The organism is Siccirubricoccus soli (assembly GCF_024178315.1).
GTDB classification, from domain to species: domain Bacteria; phylum Pseudomonadota; class Alphaproteobacteria; order Acetobacterales; family Acetobacteraceae; genus Siccirubricoccus; species Siccirubricoccus soli.
The window spans coordinates 17733-37443 of sequence record NZ_JAMZIK010000039.1 but is presented as its reverse complement, the minus strand read 5'-3'; the positions used below and the strand labels follow the sequence as shown (position 1 = coordinate 37443).

The following is a 19711-nucleotide window of genomic DNA, read 5'->3' as shown; positions in this document are numbered from 1 at the left end:
GCGCGGGCCACGGCCTGGGCGGCGACGGTGCCGGCGGCCCCCGGCCGGTTCTCCACCACGAATTGCTGCCCGAGCCGGGCGGAGAGCCCGGCCAGCACGATGCGGGAGACGACATCCGCCGTGCCGCCCGGGCTGTAGGCGTTGATGACGCGGACGCTGCGATTGGGGTAGCTGCCCTGGGCGCGCGCCAGCCCTGGCGCAGCCAGCAGCGCGCCGAGGGCGACCCGGCGCGTGGTGGTGAGTGTCATGCGGTTCCTCCCATTCTGCCCGGCCGAAGCCGTGCGGTTCCCCGGCACGCCGAGGCGGTTCGGCCGCCCTCGGGGTGAATGCGTCATGCAGCGCCGGACGGGGCGGCCCGGCCGGCGGGGCGCCTCAATCCGCGAAGGCGCCGGCGGCCTGGATGATGGGGCGCCAGCGCGCCACTTCCTCCGCCAGGAAACGGGTGTGGAAGGCGATGCTCGCGCGCTCCTCCGTCGCCGGCGCCGTCGCCAGCTCGGCGAAGCGCTGGCGCAGCTTCTGGTCGCGCATGGCGCCGCGCAGCATGGCGGAGAGGGCGCGCTGGATGTCCTCGGGCGTGCCGGCCGGGGCGTAGAGCGCGTGCCAAGTGGACATGGCGATGCTGGGGAAGCCCGCCTCCGCCGTGGTCGGCAGATGCGGCAGCTCCGGCACGCGCTGCGGCGAGGTCACGGCATAGGCGGCGATGCGGTTCTCCTTGATGAAGGGCAGGGTGTTCGTCGCCTGGTCGCAGAGCAGGTCCACGCGCCCGGCCATCAGCTCCGCGATCGCCGGGCCGGTGCCGCGGAACACCACCGTCGTCGCCTGTGCGCCCGCCGCCTGCTGCAGCAGCATGCCGCAGAGATGCGCGGCGGAGCCGAGTCCGGCATGGGCGAGGTTCAGCTTCTCCCCCTCCGCCTTCAGCTTGCCGACATATTCGGCCAGGTCCTTGGCCGGGTAGCCCGGCCGGGCGTTCAGCGTCATCGCCGCGTCCGAGACGAGGCCGAGGGGCGCGAAGCTTTCCAGCACGGAATAGGGCAGGCGGCGATAGAGGGTGGCGGAGGCGGCGAAACCGATATTGTTGCAGAGCAGGGTATAGCCATCCGGCCGCGCCATCGCGCCGCGCTGCGGCCCCACCGTGGCGCCCCCGATGCTTTCCACCACGAAATCATGGCCGCTGCTGCGCGTCAGCGCATCGGCGAGGATGCGGGTGACGGTATCCGTCGGCCCGCCCGCCGCGCCGGCGGCGATGATGGTGATGGGCCGCGTTGGGAAGCCTTGGGCGAAGGCGGGCGCGGCGAGGCCAAGGCCTATCCCGGCAAGGGCGGCACGGCGGGGTATGGACATGGACGCATCCCTTTCATTGCGGCGCTTCGCGCCAATTGGCCGCCAGCGCCGCGGCCGTCGGGCCGAGGGCGAGGAGGGCGGCAAGACTCCGCACATGGTTCAGAAGCCCCAGGGCCGCGCATAGTGGGCCCAGGTTGCGGCCGCGGTCACGGCATCCGGCGGCGCCGAGGCAGAGCCGCGCCGGGCTGCGGCCACCCCCCGCAGTCCGGCGAGCCCGGCCAGAAGCGGGAAGGCGGGCGCGCCGAGGACGCCCGGCCGGATGACGGCGCGGTTGATCGCTTGCATGGCGCGGAACGCCGCCTGCGGCTCCGCGCGGGAAAGGCCGGGTATGACGGCGATGGAGAAGGCGTGGAAAAGCCCCGCGGCCAGCAGCCCCAGCCCCGGCAGGAGATGGTGCGGCAGGGCCATGGCGCCGCCTCCCTCAGTTGAGGCGAAGCTCCTTGATGTGCTTCGGGTCGGGCTGCAGCTCGCCGCGCTCCACGCGCTTGACGATATCGGTCAGCGCGGCGTTGGCCGGGGTGGAGAGGCCGATGGCCTGTGCCTTGTCCACGATATAGCCGTTGATGAACTCGATCTCCGTGCGCCGTCCCTTCACCATGTCCTGCCCCATGGAGGGGCGGTGGGCGCCGCCGCCGGGCTTCCGCGCCTCGGCCAGGCGGTGCTCGTCATATTCGCGGCGGGCCTCCGGGTCGCCCTCGCCGGCGCGGGCGATCACCTCCGGGTCGATGTGGTGGATCTCCTCCAGCGTGTAGCCCAGCGCCTGGCCGACGCGGATCGCCTCCGAGCCCAGCTTCGCGGTGAAGGCGCGCAGCGTGTCGTCCAGCAGGATCTCCCGGCTGACCAGGCCGGTGCAGGCGGAAAGCCCGTTCGCCATGCCGTTGGTGACGAGCTTCGACCAGCGCTCGCCCCAGAGGTTCGGCGTGGTCAGCGCGCTGTCCGAAAGGGCGCAGAGCCGGGTGACCTCCTTGGCGCGGTCGGTGATGCGGCCATGCACCTCGCCGACGCGGAACACGGTATGCGCCGCCCCGCCCTTGCCGGAGGCGCGGCGGACATGGCCCGGCTCGCAGAGATCGACGGTGATGGAGGAGGCGATGGCGCCGAGCGTCCGGCCCCAGCCGACGATCCCGGCCACCGTCTCCTCATTCATGCAGTTCTGCAGGGAGACGACGAAGCCGCCCGGCGCCAGGTACTGCTTCACCATCAGCGTGGCCCAGGCGGTGTCGTAGGACTTCACGCAGACGAAGGCGATGTCGAAGGGCTTCTCCTTGCTGACATGCTGCAGCTCCGTCAGGTGGATGGCGCGGACCGGCACGGTGAATTCCGGCACGTCCTTGATGTGGGAGATGCGCAGGCCCTTGCTGCGCATCGCCTCCACATTCTCCGGCCACATATCGACGAAGGTCACGTCCTCGCCCGCCTGTGCCATATGCGCGCCGGCATAGCCGCCGACCGCGCCGGCCCCGATGATGGCGATGCGGTTGCCCATCTGCGTCTCCTCACCCCTCGCTTGGCGGGAAGTATGCGCCGGCCCCGCTTGCCGGTCCATCTCCCCCCTCCATCTCCCCTTGGGCCCCGGATCGTGCCACCATCCGGCAAACACGGGGAGACGGACCATGAAGATCGGCCTGGCGATGTTCTTCACCGACTATTCCATGCGGCCGGAGGAGCTGGCCGTGGCGGCGGAGCAGCGCGGCTTCGAGAGTCTCTGGGCGCCGGAGCATTCGCACATCCCGCTCACCCGCAAATCGCCCTGGCCGGGCGGCGGCGAGTTGCCGAAGATGTACTACGACGTGATGGACCCCTTCGTGACGCTGACGGCGGCGGCCATGGCGACGAAGGCGCTGAAGGTCGGCACCGGCATCTGCCTGGTGGTGCAGCGGGACCCGATCCAGACGGCGAAAGCGGTGGCCTCGCTGGACCTGCTCTCGAACGGGCGCTTCCTGTTCGGCGTCGGCAATGGCTGGAACCAGGACGAGATCGAGAACCACGGCACCGCCTTCGCCACCCGCCACAAGCTGGCGCGCGAGCGGATCGAGGCGATGCAGGCGATCTGGACGACGTCGAAGCCCGAATACCATGGGGAGTTCGTCGATTTCGGCCCGATGATGACCTGGCCGAAGCCGGTGCAGAAGCCGCACGCGCCCATCATCGTCGGCGGCGCCTTCCCCTACAGCGCGCGCCGCGCCATCCGCTACGGCAATGGCTGGATGCCGCACCGGACGCGGCAGCACTATGCTGATGTCGCGGATCTCGTGCCGCAATTCCGGCAGATGGTGCAGGAGGCCGGGCGCGACCCCGCCGAACTGCCCATCACCATCTGGGGGGTGAAGGAGGAGTACGACGCGCTCTGCCGCGACCGCGACCTCGGCATCGACCGCGTGATCCTGAGCCTGCCGGCGGAGAAGGCCGACACCATCCTGCCGCAGCTCGACCGCTGGGCGGCGCTGATCAAGCGCCTGGGCTGAAGGGGCGGGGCATGCCGAAGCGCGCCATCGCCTCGGAGAAGGTGTTCAAGGGCAGCCTGCCCTTCGTCCAGGCGACGCTCGCCGGCGGCTTCCTCTTCGTCTACTGCACCGGGCGGGACCGGGCGGGGCGCTTCGCCCAAGGCGATGTGCGGGTGCAGACCCAGCAGGCGATCGACAACATCCGGGCGCTGGTGGAGGAGGCCGGCGGCACGCTGCGTGACGTGGGAAATGCACGGTCTATGTGACGGACCGTGCCGATTGGGCGCCGATGAACGAGGTGTATTTCGCCAATTTCGCCGAGGACCCGCCGCACCGCGTCTCCTGCATCGTCAGCGGGCTGGGTTCGCCGGACTGCCTGGTGGAGATCGACGCCACGGCCTATCTGGGCGAGGCCTGAGCGGCGCTGGCACCGCCCCAGGCCGGCAGCCCGATCCGCCCCAGCCCCGGCAGCTTCAGCGCCGGCCGCCAGAGGTCGAGCCCGGCTACGCCGCCGAGGATGTTCACCTCCAGCCCCTCCACCAGCCCGAGCGTCAGCCCGATATAGCCGCCGAGGGTCAGGGTGAGGCCGGTGCGGCTCGGGGTGCGGCGCAGCCAGGCGCCGTCATAGGGGTAGTCCTTGCCGATGGCGGTGGGCGGCAGGGCGATTTGCGCCTCCGGCACCGCGTCCAGCACCGCGGCGATGAAGGTGTTGGAATTCGGCCCCGGCCAGGGCCGGTAGTCGCCCTGGTTGCGCCAGGCGTAGCCGGCGATGGCGGCCTGGATGCGGGGGATCATGGCCGCCGCCGCCGCGCCATCGGCAGCGAAGACCTCCGCCGGCGCGCGGCCGAACCAGCGGCCATCGGGCGCGAAGCCGTTGACGCGGATGGGCTCGCCCCAGGCGGTGTAGTCGTAGCGGGTATAGCCGGGCGCGCCCTCCGGCTTCACCACCAGCCAGCAATGCACGGCGAAGATGCCGCGCCAGCGCACCGTGGGCGCGGCATAGATCCGGACCACCGCTTCCGGATGCGCCGCGGCCGGGGGCAGCCGGCCGGTGGAGGAGCGGTCCGCCCCCCACCAATCGGCGATGGCCGTGCGCTGGTACAGCGCGGCCGAGACCCCGAGGGGCAGCAGCCAGAACAGGGCGAAGAGGGAGAGGAGGAGCTTCAGCATGGGGGATGCCGTCCATGTCGGTGCCGCTGCCGCCCCTGCCAAGCCTGCCACCCGGCCGGCTTTTCCTTCCCGTCCGGGCACCCCACATGCGTCCCATGGTCCCGCTCTCGATCCTCGATCTCTCCCCCGTCCCGGAAGGCAGCGATGTCGGCCAGGCGCTCCGCAACTCGGCCGATCTGGCCCGGCATGCCGAGGGCCTGGGCTATGGCCGCTTCTGGATGGCCGAGCACCACAACATGCCCGGCATCGCCAGCGCGGCGACGGCGGTGGCCCTGGCGCATGTCGGCGCCGCGACGCAGCGCATCCGGATCGGCGCCGGCGGCATCATGCTGCCGAACCACGCGCCGCTGGTGGTGGCGGAGCAATTCGGCACCCTCGCCGCGCTGCATCCCGGGCGGGTGGAACTCGGCCTCGGCCGGGCGCCGGGGACGGACCAGATCGCGGCCCATGCGCTGCGGCGCAACCTTGCCGCGGATGAGGGACAGTTCCCCCGCGACGTGGTGGAGCTGATGAACTATTTCCGCCCTGCCCAGCCGGGCCAGCGCCTGCGCGCCGTGCCGGGGGAGGGGCAGGAGGTGCCGATCTGGATCCTCGGCTCCTCCACCTTCGGGGCGCAGCTCGCCGCGGCGCTCGGCCTACCCTTCGCCTTCGCCTCGCATTTCGCGCCGCAGATGATGTTCGAGGCGATGACGGTCTATCGCCAGGGCTTCCGGCCCTCGGAGCAGCTTTCCGCGCCCAAGGTTATGCTAGGCCTCAACGTCATCGCGGCGGAGACGGATGAGGAGGCGCGGTTCCTCTTCACCTCCCAGCAGCAGAGCGTGCTGAACCTGCGCAGCGGCCGGCCCGGCAAGCTGCCGCCGCCGGTGGAGGACATGGCGAGCCGGCTGGACGCCCGGGGCGAGGCCATCCTGCGGAACGCGCTGGCCTGTGCCGTGGTCGGCAGTCGGGAGACGGTGCGGCAGGGGCTGAAAGCGTTCATCGCCGAGACGGGCGCGGATGAGCTGATGGCGACCGGGATGATCTACGACCACGAGAAGCGAAAGCGGTCCTTCAGCCTGCTGGCCGAGGCGGCCGGGATGTAGGCCCGTTCCCTCCCCCGCTGGCGGGGGAGGGGCAGGGTGGGGGTGGATGTCGGGCGGGCGCTGCTGAAGCACACCCCCAGCCCTCCCTCGCTGGCGGGGGAGGGGGGCGCTTACATCGCCGTGGCTTCCCGCCCCGGCCGCAGGGCCAGCCAGGCGAGCAGGATCGCCGCCAGCACCGCGCCGGCCAGGGCGGGGGCGCGCCAATCGCCGCTTAGCACGCGGTTCACCAGCAGCGTGGCGCAGACCAGGGCGCCGAGGGCCGGCACCGCCGCCGGCACCTCGAAGCTGCCGCGCGGCTCCTCCTTCCGCCGCTGCAGCACCAGCAGGGCGATGTTCAGCGCGGTGAAGACCGCCAGCAGCAGCAGCACGGTGGCGGAGGCGAGCTGCGTGATGTCGCCCGCCAGCATCAGCGCTACCACCACGACGAACAGCGCCGCCACCGCGACATGCGGGGTGCGCCTTTCCCCGTGCACCCGGCCGAGCGCCGCCGGCAGCAGCCCGTGCCGCGCCATGCCATAGGTGAGGCGGGAGGCGGTGACGTAGTTCAGCAGCGCGGTGTTCGCCACGGCGAAGACGGTGATGGCGACATAGACCCAGCCCGGCAGCCAGGGCGCGGCGCGGTTCATCACCTCGGCCAGCGGGCCCGGCGTCGCCGCCAGCTCCCGCCACGGCACCACGGAGACGGCGGTGATGGCCACCGCCATGTAGAGCGCCGTCGCCACCAGCATGGCGGAGATGATGCCGAGCGGGACGGTGCGGTGCGGGTCGTGGCATTCCTCGGCGACGTTCAGCGTGTCCTCGAAGCCGATGAAGGCGAAGAAGGTGAGGATGGCGCCCTGCAGCAGCAGCCCGGCGGTGATGCCCTCCGTGCTCGGCGTCTCCCACAGATCGGCGCTGCCCCAGAAGCGCAGGCCGAGGGCGATGACAAGGAGCAGCCCACCTGCCTCCACCGTGGTGCAGAGCATGTTGGCCCACATGCTCTCGCGGATACCGCGGAACACCACCAGGGCGATGGCCAGCAGGAAGAGCAGGGAGAGCATGACAGGCGGCAGCCAGGGCAGCTCCACCAGGCGCAGCAGGTTCTCCGCCACCACGCGCGACTGGGTGGCGACGGAGGTGAGGCCGGAGGCGAGCACGGCGAGCCCCACCACCCAGGTCAGCAGCGGCCTTTGCCAAGTGTGCTGCACCACCGTGGCGGCGCCGCCGGCGCGCGGGTAGCGGGCGCCGAGCGAGGCGTAGGAGAGGCCGGTGAGCAGCGCCGCCACCATCGCCACCGCGAAGCCGAGCCAGACCGCGGCGCCGAGCTCCCCGGCCGCGCGGCCGATGAGGCCGTAGATGCCGGCGCCCAGCATGCCGCCGAGGGTGTAGGCGAAGAGCTGCACCGTGCCGATGCTGCGCCGCAGGCTGGGTTCCTCCGTCTCGGCTGGCTGCGTCATGCTGACCTCTGTGTCACGTTGCCGGCATCGCAACGGGCCGGGGTCGCATGGGTTGCGTGGCGGGGGCAAGGCTGGCCAGGTCGGCCCGACGCTGCTCTACTTGCCGGCAGCAGCCACGCCGGATGCGCCGGCGGGCATGGGAGGGAAGCATCCGATGGATTTCACCGGCAAGGTTGCGATCGTCACCGGTGGCGCCAATGGCATCGGCCGCGCCGTGGTGCAGGGCTTCGTGCGGGGCGGCGCGAAGGTGGTGATCGTCGACCGCGACGCCGCGGCCGGCGAGGCGCTGGCGGCGGAATGCGGCAAGGCGGCGATCTTCCGCAGCGCGGATGTCACGAAGGCGGCGGATGTGCAGGCCTATGTAAAGGCGGCGCTGGATCATTTCGGCAGCATCGACTGCTTCCACAACAATGCCGGCATCGAGGGCAGGGTGGCGCCCACCGCCGAATACGACGAGGCGATGTTCGACGCGGTGATGGGCGTGAACGTGAAGGGCGTGTTCCTCGGCCTGCGCTACGTGTTGCCGGTGATGCTGAAGCAGGGACGCGGTTCGGTGGTGAACACTGCCTCCATCGCCGGGCTGGTGGGCACGCCGGGCATGCCGGCCTATGTCGCTTCCAAGCATGCGGTGATGGGGCTGACCAAGGTGGCGGCCGGCGAGGTGGGGCCCGCCGGCGTGCGGGTGAACGCCGTCTGCCCCGGCCCGATCTCCACGCGCATGGTGCAGGAGATCGCCCGCCAGGTTTCGCCGAACAACCCGGAGGGCATCGAGCGCGCCTATTCCGCCGGCATCCCGCTGCGCCGCTACGGCGTGGCGGAGGAGGTGGCGAATGTGGTGCTGTTCCTCTGCTCCGACCTCGCCAGCAACGTCACCGGCGCCCAGTATGTGGTCGATGGCGGCCGCACCGCGACGCCCGCCGGCATCGTCCGTCAGCTGGACTAAGCGAACTCAAGGGTTCCAAGGGCCCTTCGGCCCTTGGCGGAGGGAGTTTGAGGGAGGCAGAGCCTCCCTCAAGACTTCGCCTCCCGCCGGGCGATCCAGGTGGTGCTGGCGAAGATGATCGCGCCGCCCAGGAAGGTCGCCTCCCCCGGCCGCTCCCCCCAGACCAGGAAGCCGAAGATCGAGGCCCAGACCAGCTCCAGGAAGCGGATCGGCTGCACCACGGACATGTCCGCCAGGGCGAAGGCCCGCGTCAGGCAGATATGGCCCGAGGTGCCGAGCGCCCCGGCCAGCAGGAACAGCGCCCATTGCGCGGGCGTCGGCCATTCCCAGTTCCACAGGGCGAAGGGCAGGCTGAACAGCGCCACCATCAGGGATTGCCACACCACGATGACATGCGGCGCATCCCGCCGCGTCAGCGCCTTGGTGATGAGGAAGGAGGCGGCGAAGAGCGGCGCCGAGGACAGCAGGACCAGGTTGTAGATGCCGCCCGCGCCGGAGAGCTGCGGGGAGACCACCACCAGCACGCCGCAGAAGCCGATGGCCGCCGCCACCCAACGCGCCGCCACCACCCGCTCGCCCAGGAAGACCATGGCGCCGAGCATGATGAAGAGCGGCGTGGTGAAGCCGAGGGCGGTGATCTCCGCCAGCGGCACATGCGGCACCGCCCAGAACCACAGCAGCAGGCCGGAGGTATGCAGCGCGCCGCGCCAGAACTGGCCGGCGACGTTGTGCGGCCGGTAGGCGGCGAGGCCGGCGCGCCAGATGAAGGGGAGCATGACGACGACGCCGGCGGAGTAGCGCAGGAAGCCGGCGACGAAGGGGTCCATCTGCTGCGCCAGCCAGCGCAGCAGCCCGTTGAGCAGGATGAACAGCACCCCGCTGGCCAGCATCCAGAGCATGGCCTGGAGCCGCAGGCTGAGCTTGGTCATGGGGGTCAGGCGGCGAGGAAGTCCAGCGCGGTCAGGGCATGCACCTGCGCCACCTGGCGCAGCTCCTCGACCAGCACGTACTCATCCGCGCCCCCCATGTTGTGCGGCGTCGGACCATAGACGATGGTGGGCAGGCCGGCCATGCGGTGCAGCCGCGCATCGCTGCCGCCGACGCGCATGTTGACGGCGCAGGGCGCGCCCAGCACCTCGGCGGCCACTTCGGCGGCGCGCCGGACGATCTCGTGGCCCGGATCGGTGTGGCTCGGCTCGAAGCGGCGGAGGATGCGGCAGGTGACGCCCTCATGCGGCGCCAGGGCCGCTTCCAGCGCCGCCTCCGCCGTGGCGCAGGAGATGCCGACGGGCAGGCGGATATCGGCGCCGGCGCGCGCCGCGGCGGGAACCAGGTTGGTGGAGGTGCCGCCCTCGACGCGTCCGATATTCACCGTGACGGCGGACAGCACCTCGGCCTCGCCAACACCTGAGAGCGGCTCGCTGACCGGCTTCGCCGCGGCGATGGCGGCGGTGACCGCAGCGGGCGCCGCGGGCCGCAGGGCGCGCAGCCCGCGCACCGCATCCAGCGCGGCGCAGAGCCGGTCCAGCGCATTGATGCCGAGATGGACATGCGCGCCATGGCTGGCGCGGCCGGTGGCCTCCAGCTCAATCCAGAGGAAGCCCTTCTCGCCGAAGCGCAGCACGCGGGGGCTGCCGGCATCGCCGATGATGACGGCATCGCCGCGGGCTTCCGGGACCTTCTCCAGCAGCCACTGGCTGCCGAGCGGGCCCATGGATTCCTCGTCGCCGGCCAGGGTCAGCACCGTCTCGCCGCGCCACAGCGCGCGGTGCTCCGCCAACAGGGCCATGGCCATGATGGAGGCGGCGAGGCCGCCCTTCATGTCCGCGGCGCCACGGCCGTAGAGCCGGCCGTCGCGCAGCAGGCCGCCGAGGGGCGGGACGGTCCAGGGCAGCGCCTCGTTCACCGGATAGGTGTCGAGATGGCCATTGAAGACCAGGTGGCGGCCGGGGGCATGGCCGCGCAGGATGGCAACCAGGTTGGTGACCGTCTCCGAGGTGGGGTGCAGCGTGACCTCGGCGCCGGGGACATGTCGGCGGATGAGCGCGGCGGCGGCCTCCGCCACCGCGCGCGTGTCGCCGGGCGGGTTGGGGGAGGGGATGGCGACAAGGGTCTGGGTCATGGCCACCACCTGCGCCTCGCAGGCGGCGGCGCGGGCGGCGAAGCCGGCGCGATCGGTCATGCGGGCAGCATGGCGCCTTGGCGTCGTTTCGACGAGGGGGCCCTGCGTACGCCGCGGGCGGGAGAGGGAGGCGTGTCAGCCCAGCGCCACGTGGATCGCCTCGGCCGCCGCCTCGCCGCTCTCCCAGGCGCCGCCGACCGTGCCGGCATAGCGGGTGTGGCAGGCCTCGCCGGCGAAGCGCAGCCTGCCACCCATCGGGGCGGCCTCCGCCAGCACCGCCCGGGCCCCGGCGGCGCCGACCCGGGCGTAGGAATAGCTGCCGCGGAACAGCGGGTCGGCGGGCCAATGCGCGACCGTCGCCGGGTCCGGGAAGGCCCGCGCCACCGCCGCCGCGCCGAAATACCGGGCGAGCTCGGCCCGCGCCGCCGCCTCCGCGCTGACGGCATCGGGCAGGGACTCGGCCAGGGAGCCGCCGAGATAGGCCACCGCCCAGGGCCGCCCGAAGGGCCAGAGCATCCAGGAACAGGGCCGGTCATCCGGCCCCTCCACCATCCGTCCCAGCCGGGCAAAGGGCGGCAGGCGGAAGCGCTCCTGCCCCGCCGCGCGCAGCGCCACCTTCAGCACCGGCGCCAGGGGCAGCCCGGCAATGGCCTGAGTGACCGCCGCCGGCAGGGGGGGGTCGAATGCCAGCGCCGGCAGCACGCCGGTGCCGAGGGTGACGATGGCCGCCCGGCCCTGGACGCAGCCCGTCTCCGTGTCCGCCGTTATCCCGGCCGAGAGGCGCCGCACCCTGGTGCCGAGACGGATGGGCAGCCCCTCCGCCAGGCGGGTGAGGAGGGTGCCGATGCCCTCCTTCACCTGCAGGTTCTGCCCGTCCAGCACAGTGGCCACATAGTCGATGAGGCTGCTGCGGCGGGATTCGATGCCGTTGATGATGGCGCCGAACCAATGATCCACCGTGGCGTCCCAGCGGCCGCCTCGGGGGGGCGCCTCGCCCAGCGGGATGTCCGGACCGCCCTGCTTCTCCCTCTGGGCGGCCCGCGCCGCCACCGCCGCCTCCCAGGCATCGCCGGCGGCCTCGAGGGCGGCGCGGTCCGCGGCGGTGGCTGGCCGGCCGCCTTCGGCCAGCAGCAGGTCGCGGCGCCGCCGGCCGTCATCATGCAAGGTGAAGCCCAACTCCCGCGCCAGGGCGGTCAGCGGATTCACCTCCGCCACATGCAGCCAGGAGGCGCCGAGATCGAGCCCCGCCGCATCGGTCCAGGCGCGGCCGCCGACCCGGCTGCCGGCCTCCAGCACCAGGCAGCTCCGGCCCCGCGCGCGCAGCCGCCGCGCCGCGGCGATGCCCGCCGCGCCGGCGCCCACCACCGGCACATCGGCATCCATCCTGGGCGCAATCATCCCGGGGCTCATCGCGTGCGGAAGCGCCAGACCTCCCCCTTCTCCACCGTGAGGCGTCCCTGGCGTTCCAGGCGGCGGAGATGCGCCAGCGTCTCGCCCACGGTGAAGCCGATCTGGGTCATCTCCCCTGCCGCCCGGGGGAAGAGGATCTGCGCCGCCTCGAAGGCGGTGAGCGGCTCGCGGCAGGCCTCGGCCAGGGTGTCCAGCCGCTCCGCATGGTGGCCGGCCAGCGTGTCCAGCCGGCGGTGCAGGGTGGCGAAGGGCTCGCCATGGGAGGGCAGGACCAGCGTGTCCTCCGGCAGGGGGCGGAAGCGCTCGTTGCTGGCGAGGAAATCGCCGAGCGGATCGGCCTCCGGCTCCCCCGGATGCAGGCCGATATAGGGGGAGATGCGCGGCAGGATCTGGTCCGCCGAGATCAGCACCTTGCGCTCCGGCGAGTAGAGCGTCGCCATGTCCGGTGCATGGCCGGCGCCGGTCACCACCTGCCATTCGCTGCCGCCGATGGCGATGGCGCGGCCATCCTTCAGCGCGTGGAAGCTGCGCGGCAATTCGGCGACGTTGCGCTGGTAGAGCGGGCCACGGCTCTCGACGAAGGAGAGGTATTCGGCCGGGCAGCCGGCGCTGGTGTAGTGCGCGATCTGCTGCGCCATCATGTCCGGGCCGCTATCATACCAAAGGGCGCGGGCCATCAGCCATTCGATGCGGGTGATGTGCGGGAAGATGCCGAAGCGCTCGCAGAGCCAGCCGGCCAGGCCGATATGGTCCGGGTGGAAATGGGTGATGAGCAGGGCGGTGAGGGGCCTGCCGCCGAGCGCCTTCTGCGCCAGCACCTGGGTCCACAGCTCCCGCGTCGTGCGGCTGGCGATCGCGGTATCCACCGCCAGCCAGCCGCCCGCATGCTCCAGCAACCAGATGTTCACATGGCCGGGCGGGAAGGGCAGGGGCATGCGCACGCGCAGCAGGCCGGGCTGCACCTCGCGCACCTCCCCGGGGGGCGGGGCTTCGGGGGCGAGGGTCGGGGGAAGGTCGGGCATGGCGGCAGGCTACACCCGAACCCGCGGCCGGGCCTACCTCGGCGAGGCAGGAAAGGACCGTTCCCGCTGCAACCCGCGCCGCCCGGTGCCGGCCGTGGCTTTGCCATGGCCGGCTGTGTGAGGCCTTGGGAACATGGCGCTCCTGGGACCCCCGCGCGGCGTCGCGCAGCGACGTCGTGGGAAGCTAAGCTACGCCGGCCGACAGCAGATGATGCAGGTGGAGCACGCCGACCGGGCGATCCTCCTCCAGCACCACGAGCTGGCTGACCTTACGCTCGTTCATCTCCTTCAGCGCGGCGCTGGCGATGCGGCCCGGCTCCGTCGTCAGGGGCCGGCGCGTCATCACCTCCGTCACCGGGCGTTTCAGGATGCCGTCATGCATGTGGCGGCGCAGGTCGCCATCGGTGACGAGTCCGGCCAGCCGGCCATCCGGCGCGGTGACCACGGCGCAGCCCAGGCTGTGGCCGGTCATCGCCAGGATGGCGCGGGACATGTCCGCGCCTTCCTCCACCAGCGGCAGGTTGGGCGCCTTCTGCATCAGCTCGCCCACCGTCATGAGCTGGGCGCCGAGCTTCCCGCCCGGGTGGTACTGCGCGAATTCCTGCGGGGTGAAGCCGCGCCGCTCCAGCAGCGCCATGGCCAGCGCATCCCCCAGCGCCATCTGGATGAGGGTGGAGGTGGTGGGCGCCAGGCCGTGCGGGCAGGCTTCCGTGATGGGCGGCAGCAGCAGCAGGATGTCCGCCGCCTTGGCGAGCGCGCTGTTGGCACCGCCGGTCAGGGCGATGAGCTGCACCCCGTGCCGGCGGGTATAGTGGATGATGTCGCGCAGCTCCGCCGTGCCGCCGGACCAGGAGAGGGCGAGGACGACATCGGCCGCGGTCAGCATGCCGAGGTCACCATGGCTGGCTTCCGCCGGGTGCAGGAAGAAGGCCGGGGTGCCGGTGGAGGCCAGGGTGGCGGCGATCTTGTTGCCGACATGGCCGCTCTTGCCCATGCCGGTCACGACGACGCGGCCGGAGGTGGCGATGATGGTCTCGACGGCGGCGGCGAAGGCATCGCCCAGCGCGCCGTCCAGCGCCTCCGCCAGCGCCTGGAGGCCGGCGGATTCGACGGCCAGTGTCGCGGCGCCGCTGGCGCGGATGCGGGCGGCCTGTTCCGGGGCGGGCTGGCCCGCCATTCTGCGTTCGATGGTCATTCAGCTCTCCCGCGGCGCAAGGATAGCCCGTGCCCGCTCCAGATCCTCGGCGGTGTCGACGCCGAGCGGCACGACATCCACTTCCATGGCATCGATCCGCATGCCGGCTTCCAGGGCGCGGAGCTGCTCCAGCTTCTCCCGCTGCTCCAGCACCGAGGGCGGCAGGGCGACGAAGCGGGAGAGGGCGCTGCGGCGCCAGCCATAGAGGCCGATATGGTGCCAGAGCGGCCCCTCGCCCCAGGGCGCCGTCGCCCGGGTGAAGTAGAGGGCGCGGTGCCGGCCGCCGCCGAGCGGCGTGCCGACGAATTTCACCACCTGGGAGGCGGTCCGTTCCTCCTCCCGCCTGATCTCGGCGATGAGGGTGGAGAGCGCGACCTCCGACGTCTCGAGCGGCGCAAGGGCGACGCGGATGGCGCGGGGGTCGATGCTCGGCAGGTCGCCCTGCACGTTCAGCACGACGTCGTAGCGGCCGTCCGGGTCCAGCTTGCCCAGGGCTTCCTGGATGCGGTCGGAGCCGGAGGGGTGGTCGGTGGCGGTCATCACCGCCTGGCCGCCGGCTTCGCGCACGGCGTCCGCGATGGCGGGCGTATCCGTCGCCACGGCCACCGGGCCGCAATCCGCTTCCAGCGCCCGGCGGAGCACATGGACGATCATCGGCACGCCGTGGATATCCGCCAGCGGCTTGTTCGGCAGCCGGGTGGAGGTGAGGCGCGAGGGGATCAGGACGATCGGGTTCATGCCCGGAGGCGCGCCTTCGCCAGCTTGTCGAAAGCCATCAGCTCCTCGATGAGCGCCGGGAAGGCCTTCAGCGGCACCATGTTCGGGCCGTCGGAGGGGGCGTTGTCCGGGTCCGGATGCGTCTCGATGAAGAGGCCGGCGACGCCGATCGCGACCGCGGCGCGGGCCAGCACGGCGACGAATTCCCGCTGCCCGCCGGAGGAGGTGCCCTGGCCGCCCGGCTGCTGCACGGAATGGGTGGCGTCGAACACCACCGGCGCGCCCATCGCCGCCATGATGGGCAGGGCGCGCATGTCGGAGACCAGGGTGTTGTAGCCGAAGGAGACGCCGCGTTCCGTTGCCATGACCTTCGGGTTGCCGGCGCCGGTGACCTTGGCGAGGACGTTCTTCATGTCCCAGGGCGCGAGGAACTGGCCCTTCTTGACGTTCACCACCCGGCCGGTGGCGGCGGCGGCCAGCAGCAGGTCGGTCTGGCGGCAGAGGAAGGCGGGGATCTGCAGCACGTCCACCACCTCGGCCACCGGGGCGCACTGGCCGGGTTCGTGCACATCGGTCAGCACCGGCAGGCCGAGGGTCTCGCGGATCTCGGCGAAGACGGGGAGGGCGCCGGCCAGGCCGATGCCGCGGGCGCCGCCGGCGCTGGTGCGGTTCGCCTTGTCGAAGCTGGACTTGTAGACGAGGCCGATGCCGAGCTTGCCGCAGATCTCCTTCAGCGCTGCGGCCATCTCCAGCGCGTGGGCGCGGCTTTCCATCTGGCAGGGGCCAGCGATGAGGGCGAGGGGGAGGTGGTTGGCGAAGCGGACCTCGCCGAGGGTGATGACAGGATCGGGTGTGGGCATGCGGGGCACCCTTGGAAGCGGCCTTCCGCGCGGCCGGCGGCAGCGCGGAAGGCCATATGCGCTGCCCGTGGCTAGTTGAGAAGCCGCAGCACGCCCGGGGCAACGTCAAGCTCCGCCGCCTTCAGGATGTCGACGAATGCACCACAGAGCCGGCGCCGCGTCTCCGTATAGGCTTCCGCGTCAAATTTGAAGAAATCCATAATATTGTACCGGGTGAGCGGCACATTGATGTCCTTGTAGTGGCAGACCGGGATTTGCATGGTCTGGCACATTTCCAGGGTGCGGCTGTCATGGGCGATGCAAGCCGCGGGCACGCCTGCCTGGATGGCCAGCATGGCACCGTGGAAGCGGGTACCCACCACGAAGTCAAAGCGGCGCACGAAATCCATCCAGGGGCGGACATCAGAGAAGGCAAAGGCGAAGCGGCTGCACCAGGCCTTGAACTCATCCATGCTGCTCAGCGGCTGGATGTAGCTTCGGCAGAGCTCCAGCTTGTCAGAAGCCATCGTATCGAATTCGCGGCAGGCGAGCTCGATCATCTCGAGGCCGTGCTGGACGATGTAGGCGCCGTCCGTGAGGGTCACGATATCGGCGAGCTGACGCTCGATATCCGCGAGCTGGGCGATGTAGGGGATGCCGGCCGCCACAGCGATGCGCTTCGGCGTCTTGGCAAAGCCTGCCGCCAAGCGGTCGCCGAGCTTCGCGTCGCCGCAGATGAAGTTGGAGGGGCAGCCTGTCACGGTGGCAGCGCTGCCGAAGCCGAGTTTCGCGATCTGCTCCTTCGTGTAGGGGCCGCGGGCCCCGATGTTCGGGTGGTCCGAGGGAGCGCGGGTGGCCAACTGTTCCAGCCAGGACCGGGTGCCGGGGTCGAGTTCGACATCCTGTTCATAGGATGTGGCCTGGGCGCCGAGGCCGATGCCGATGATGGGCAGGTCGATCGCCTGCAGCCGTTCTGCTGCACCGCCGAGCTTCATGTGGCGACCGAGCTGGTTGGCCAGCGGCAGCACGATGATGTCGCCGGCGCCACGTATGGTGCTGGGGCTGTTGCCCAGGTTGAGCATGACCGGGTTGGAGAGGCTTTTCGCCAGACCGTAGCGGAACGCCATGTTGCCGGTGTTGCCGCCTGTCTTCTCGAACATGGCGGCGGCGGTCAGCGGCTCATGGTCGAGCGCATAAGGGTTGCCGTCGAGGATGACTGGGCGTCGCTTGGGCACTATGCCGCTCCTACTCTCGCATCGAACACAGCCTGCGCCGTTGGAGCATATCACGCCTGCCCAACGCCTACTTTCAGTCTAACTCGATTGTCAGTCTAAGTCTGCACGCACGAACTCGCCGTGACTCGTATCGCGTTGGCAGCGAGGCGGTTGGCTCGCTAACTGCGGCTGAGCTCAGCGTTGCGCGCAAGGATTTCTGCCTTAACAGCAGCGTATTCCTGCAGCCAACGCGTCTGGACCGACCCTTCGCCTGCCGCAGTCAGGGGACGGGCAGGCTGCGGACGAGCAAGGTCAACTGAAATACTCTCTAGCGGGCCCGGCAAGGTGGGAGGCTCATCGACACTCACCACCCGCTTGGCGTTCTTACTAAACGTCGCCAGGAAGTGGTGCAGAGACGGATCATAATTGTCGTCGAGTGCGCTTGCTGTCCGGCGATCCCAGGTCACGTTTGACCGCACCTGCTGCACAGGACTTCCCGCATAGACCGAATACGGAGCCAACCGCCCATGTACAACCGCGCCCTGGCCGACAACGGAATGTTCCCCAATTTCGGTACCTTTATTAACGGTGGTTGCACGTGAGATCCACACATGAGGATGAAGGGTCACGGGGCGGGCTGGGTTGATACGTTCGCCCGTCGACCGGTCATAGATGCCGTGGGAGTCGCTTGTACGGACAAACACATGCGTAGAAAGCATCGCGTCTCCACCAACAAGTACATAGGTGCCTTCCTGGATGCAAAAGTTGCAACCGTGCTGAGATGTCATTCCTGGCCCAAGGGCGGCAAAGCCGTAGGGGCCGTAGATGTGGGTAAACAGCCCCTCTAGGCGACAGCTATATCCTGCCATGAACACATTCTTCTTGCCGATGCCGACGATGTCGCAAGCGGTAAGCGCCGCATCATCGCCGATGAAGACGTACGTTTCGCCAGCGCCGCCTACTACGAACCGGTCAAATCGGCAGTTCTTGCCTACGAACACGCGCGCCTTGGGATTGCGAATATCCAAGCCGCTGACCTCATTGTTCTTGACTTCGATCAAGCTGGAGAACGCTTGCGGGAGGTAACCCCGACCATTACCATCGGTATAAAGAAAGAGAATTTGGCACAAAATGTGGGCAGCAATGGCAGAGTCTTCTGACGTTTCATGAAAGAGTTTCCATAAGCCGGGAGCCCGAGCTTGAATGTGCTCCAACAGCGACCTTGGTGCTTTCGATGTTTGGGTTTTCCCTGAATTCTCCATCACCCACTCCTCATTGCGAAGCCAAGATGACTAGTCGACACCATCAGCCACACGTGCCTTGAATCCACCAAGGGTGACTTGCCTAGCACGCGATGATATAGTTTGCACCTGCATACATGAGCAGTTGAGTCTGGATCGGGGAGGCGGATTGAAGTGAGGCGTCAACGCCATGCTTGACCTCAATTGCGCGCAGCCGGACCGCCGATGCGTGAGAATCGGGTTTCCGTACAGGCGACGGACGGTAGGGCTATTAGAGGATAGCCTTGGCACCGGCGTTATCCTGAGCGCCTAAGGTGGCTAACTTCCTAACAGGGATTGAGAAGCTGAATGTCGAGCGTAATCTCAGCTAAATTCGGTGCCGATTACGGACTTAAGGTCGTCCTGACTCCCCCTACCTCGGCGGAAAGGCGGCCGCGGCTCGGAATCCTGATGCCGGACGGCCTGGGGCCTCACCGTTCCCGGCGCTATCCGAGTCAGCGCGTCATCGAGTTCCCGGAGATCTGCGCCCGCATAGTGAGGGACGTTTCTGTCTTTAAGTCGTACGTGCCGTTCGGCCCCGAAGGTATATACATGGACAACTCCATGTATTCCTATGTCGCCAATAATATATCTGGCATCGCCGGCATAGTAAAGGAGTACGAGGCTGCTGTGCAAGCTGCTGCCACCGCTGAGGACGTGGTAGTTAAAGAGTCGGTAATCCTAACTTCAAATGAGGGTAGTGGCACCTGGGGCCACTGGGTGGCCCATAATTTTCCAAAGATCGTACTGGCTGCCAGGCTATTGCCCGATAGCAAAATTGCCGTACCGGCGGGATATGCCAACGCCCGGTCAAATTTCGGGGCGCTCCTTGCTATGTCTGGTTTGAATCCAAATCGGATTTTGTACACGAATGATAAGATTGTCTATAGGCTGGACGAGGCTATATTCGTGGATTTCCTGTACCACGAAAAGTCCATTCATCCGCTGTCGCTAGACATATTTGGTGAGGTGGCCTCACATTTGGAAGAGCAGACAGGCAACACCACAAGAAAAATGTACCTAAGCCGCACAACGCCGGGGAAGCGGGAAATCGTAAACGCCGATCAAGTGGGCGACATTTTGCACGGCAGCGGCTTCCGATCCGTGACCCTTGGCGCCGAGCCGCTTGCCACTCAGGTAGCTTATTGGCAGGAAGCAACAATGGTCTGTTCTGTCCTTGGTAGCGATCTGACCAACATCCTATTCGGCAACGAAAATTGCTCCGTGATGGCGATTACGCCGGATTGGTTCTTTGACATCTTCTTTTTCGACTTGGCGGCTGCGAAAGGGATGGTTTGGAATGAGCTCTACTGTGGTAAAATGGTTCAAGAAAAAGTTCCAAGCCACCTTTCTAGTTTTATTGTTCAGGAAGATGCACTCCGCAACTTTATTGCTGCTTGTGAAGCGCCGATACTCAAAGAGACGTCGTGATGTCCCGCTGCCTGGTATTGCCTTTATCTGCTGCCTACTGTGGTTGCCGACGACGACGTTGCCTA

At 69.1% G+C, this 19711-nt stretch carries 21 protein-coding genes; 6 read left to right on the top strand and 15 right to left on the bottom strand.

Going from position 1 to position 19711, the window contains the following annotated elements:
* From NJ376_RS07125 to NJ376_RS07110, 4 genes are all read right to left on the bottom strand, one after another.
* On the bottom strand, nt 1-248 hold a 248-nt coding region (locus NJ376_RS07125; RefSeq protein WP_252952557.1), incomplete at its 3' end, for a tripartite tricarboxylate transporter substrate-binding protein.
* Nucleotides 249-372: 124 nt separating this feature from the next.
* A complete protein-coding gene (locus tag NJ376_RS07120; RefSeq protein ID WP_252952556.1) occupies nt 373-1341 on the bottom strand; it encodes a tripartite tricarboxylate transporter substrate-binding protein in 969 nt (322 codons plus the stop codon).
* A gap of 99 nt (nt 1342-1440) precedes the next feature.
* A complete protein-coding gene (locus NJ376_RS07115) occupies nt 1441-1749 on the bottom strand; it encodes a hypothetical protein (RefSeq protein ID WP_252952555.1) in 309 nt (102 codons plus the stop codon).
* A gap of 13 nt (nt 1750-1762) precedes the next feature.
* Nucleotides 1763-2827: a ketopantoate reductase family protein gene (locus NJ376_RS07110; RefSeq protein WP_252952554.1), complete on the bottom strand. Its 1065-nt coding sequence runs from the start codon at nt 2825-2827 to the stop codon at nt 1763-1765.
* A gap of 127 nt (nt 2828-2954) precedes the next feature.
* Here NJ376_RS07110 and NJ376_RS07105 point away from each other — a divergent pair, with 127 nt between their 5' ends.
* Genes NJ376_RS07105 through NJ376_RS07095 form a run of 3 tightly spaced genes read left to right on the top strand, consistent with a single transcriptional unit; the run spans nt 2955 to nt 4203 of the window.
* On the top strand, nt 2955-3806 hold the full coding sequence (locus NJ376_RS07105) for an LLM class F420-dependent oxidoreductase (protein ID WP_252952553.1): 852 nt from the start codon (nt 2955-2957) through the stop codon (nt 3804-3806).
* A gap of 11 nt (nt 3807-3817) precedes the next feature.
* Nucleotides 3818-4051, top strand: coding sequence for a RidA family protein (locus NJ376_RS07100; protein WP_252952552.1), 234 nt, complete (start codon nt 3818-3820; stop codon nt 4049-4051).
* A complete protein-coding gene (locus NJ376_RS07095) occupies nt 4048-4203 on the top strand; it encodes a RidA family protein (RefSeq protein WP_252952551.1) in 156 nt (51 codons plus the stop codon). The genes NJ376_RS07100 and NJ376_RS07095 overlap by 4 nt, the downstream gene beginning before the upstream one ends.
* Here NJ376_RS07095 and NJ376_RS07090 read toward each other — a convergent pair.
* Nucleotides 4185-4955 carry a DUF3750 domain-containing protein gene (locus tag NJ376_RS07090; protein ID WP_252952550.1) on the bottom strand — a complete coding sequence of 257 codons (771 nt, stop codon included), beginning with the start codon at nt 4953-4955 and terminating at the stop codon, nt 4185-4187. The genes NJ376_RS07095 and NJ376_RS07090 overlap by 19 nt on opposite strands.
* A 95-nt stretch (nt 4956-5050) precedes the next feature.
* Between NJ376_RS07090 and NJ376_RS07085 the strand changes: the two genes are divergently transcribed.
* Nucleotides 5051-6037, top strand: a complete 987-nt coding sequence (locus tag NJ376_RS07085) for an LLM class flavin-dependent oxidoreductase (protein WP_252952560.1) — start codon at nt 5051-5053, stop codon at nt 6035-6037.
* 110 nt (nt 6038-6147) lie between these two features.
* Here the strand turns inward: NJ376_RS07085 and NJ376_RS07080 are convergent, their stop codons facing one another.
* On the bottom strand, nt 6148-7473 hold the full coding sequence (locus NJ376_RS07080; RefSeq protein WP_252952549.1) for an APC family permease: 1326 nt from the start codon (nt 7471-7473) through the stop codon (nt 6148-6150).
* A gap of 154 nt (nt 7474-7627) precedes the next feature.
* On the opposite strand from NJ376_RS07080, the gene NJ376_RS07075 reads away from it, so the two are divergent.
* A complete protein-coding gene (locus tag NJ376_RS07075) occupies nt 7628-8416 on the top strand; it encodes an SDR family NAD(P)-dependent oxidoreductase (RefSeq protein WP_252952548.1) in 789 nt (262 codons plus the stop codon).
* A gap of 68 nt (nt 8417-8484) precedes the next feature.
* Here the strand turns inward: NJ376_RS07075 and NJ376_RS07070 are convergent, their stop codons facing one another.
* The 9 genes from NJ376_RS07070 to NJ376_RS07030 all read right to left on the bottom strand — a co-directional run bounded on the left by NJ376_RS07070 (nt 8485) and on the right by NJ376_RS07030 (nt 18200).
* Nucleotides 8485-9345, bottom strand: coding sequence for a DMT family transporter (locus tag NJ376_RS07070; protein ID WP_252952547.1), 861 nt, complete (start codon nt 9343-9345; stop codon nt 8485-8487).
* A gap of 5 nt (nt 9346-9350) precedes the next feature.
* Entirely contained in the window at nt 9351-10598 is a 1248-nt protein-coding gene (locus tag NJ376_RS07065) for a M20/M25/M40 family metallo-hydrolase (RefSeq protein WP_252952546.1), read from the bottom strand.
* A 75-nt stretch (nt 10599-10673) separates the two neighbouring features.
* Nucleotides 10674-11936: a flavin monoamine oxidase family protein gene (locus tag NJ376_RS07060; RefSeq protein WP_305879965.1), complete on the bottom strand. Its 1263-nt coding sequence runs from the start codon at nt 11934-11936 to the stop codon at nt 10674-10676.
* An 8-nt stretch (nt 11937-11944) separates the two neighbouring features.
* Complete coding sequence (locus tag NJ376_RS07055; protein WP_252952545.1) at nt 11945-12970, bottom strand: MBL fold metallo-hydrolase; 1026 nt, start codon at nt 12968-12970, stop codon at nt 11945-11947.
* A 184-nt stretch (nt 12971-13154) separates the two neighbouring features.
* Nucleotides 13155-14147, bottom strand: coding sequence for a KpsF/GutQ family sugar-phosphate isomerase (locus NJ376_RS07050; RefSeq protein ID WP_456309078.1), 993 nt, complete (start codon nt 14145-14147; stop codon nt 13155-13157).
* A gap of 18 nt (nt 14148-14165) precedes the next feature.
* The gene (locus NJ376_RS07045; protein WP_252952543.1) at nt 14166-14903 is read right to left on the bottom strand and encodes a 3-deoxy-manno-octulosonate cytidylyltransferase; all 738 of its coding nucleotides are present in this window, start codon (nt 14901-14903) and stop codon (nt 14166-14168) included.
* Nucleotides 14900-15742: a 3-deoxy-8-phosphooctulonate synthase gene (gene kdsA, locus NJ376_RS07040; RefSeq protein WP_252952542.1), complete on the bottom strand. Its 843-nt coding sequence runs from the start codon at nt 15740-15742 to the stop codon at nt 14900-14902. The genes NJ376_RS07045 and kdsA overlap by 4 nt, the downstream gene beginning before the upstream one ends.
* Nucleotides 15743-15813: 71 nt before the next feature.
* Nucleotides 15814-16956, bottom strand: coding sequence for a polysaccharide pyruvyl transferase family protein (locus NJ376_RS07035; protein WP_252952541.1), 1143 nt, complete (start codon nt 16954-16956; stop codon nt 15814-15816).
* A gap of 158 nt (nt 16957-17114) precedes the next feature.
* Complete coding sequence (locus NJ376_RS07030; protein WP_370288033.1) at nt 17115-18200, bottom strand: acyltransferase; 1086 nt, start codon at nt 18198-18200, stop codon at nt 17115-17117.
* A 567-nt stretch (nt 18201-18767) separates the two neighbouring features.
* Here NJ376_RS07030 and NJ376_RS07025 point away from each other — a divergent pair.
* A complete protein-coding gene (locus tag NJ376_RS07025; RefSeq protein ID WP_252952540.1) occupies nt 18768-19646 on the top strand; it encodes a glycosyltransferase family 61 protein in 879 nt (292 codons plus the stop codon).
* Nucleotides 19647-19711 lie beyond the last annotated feature (65 nt).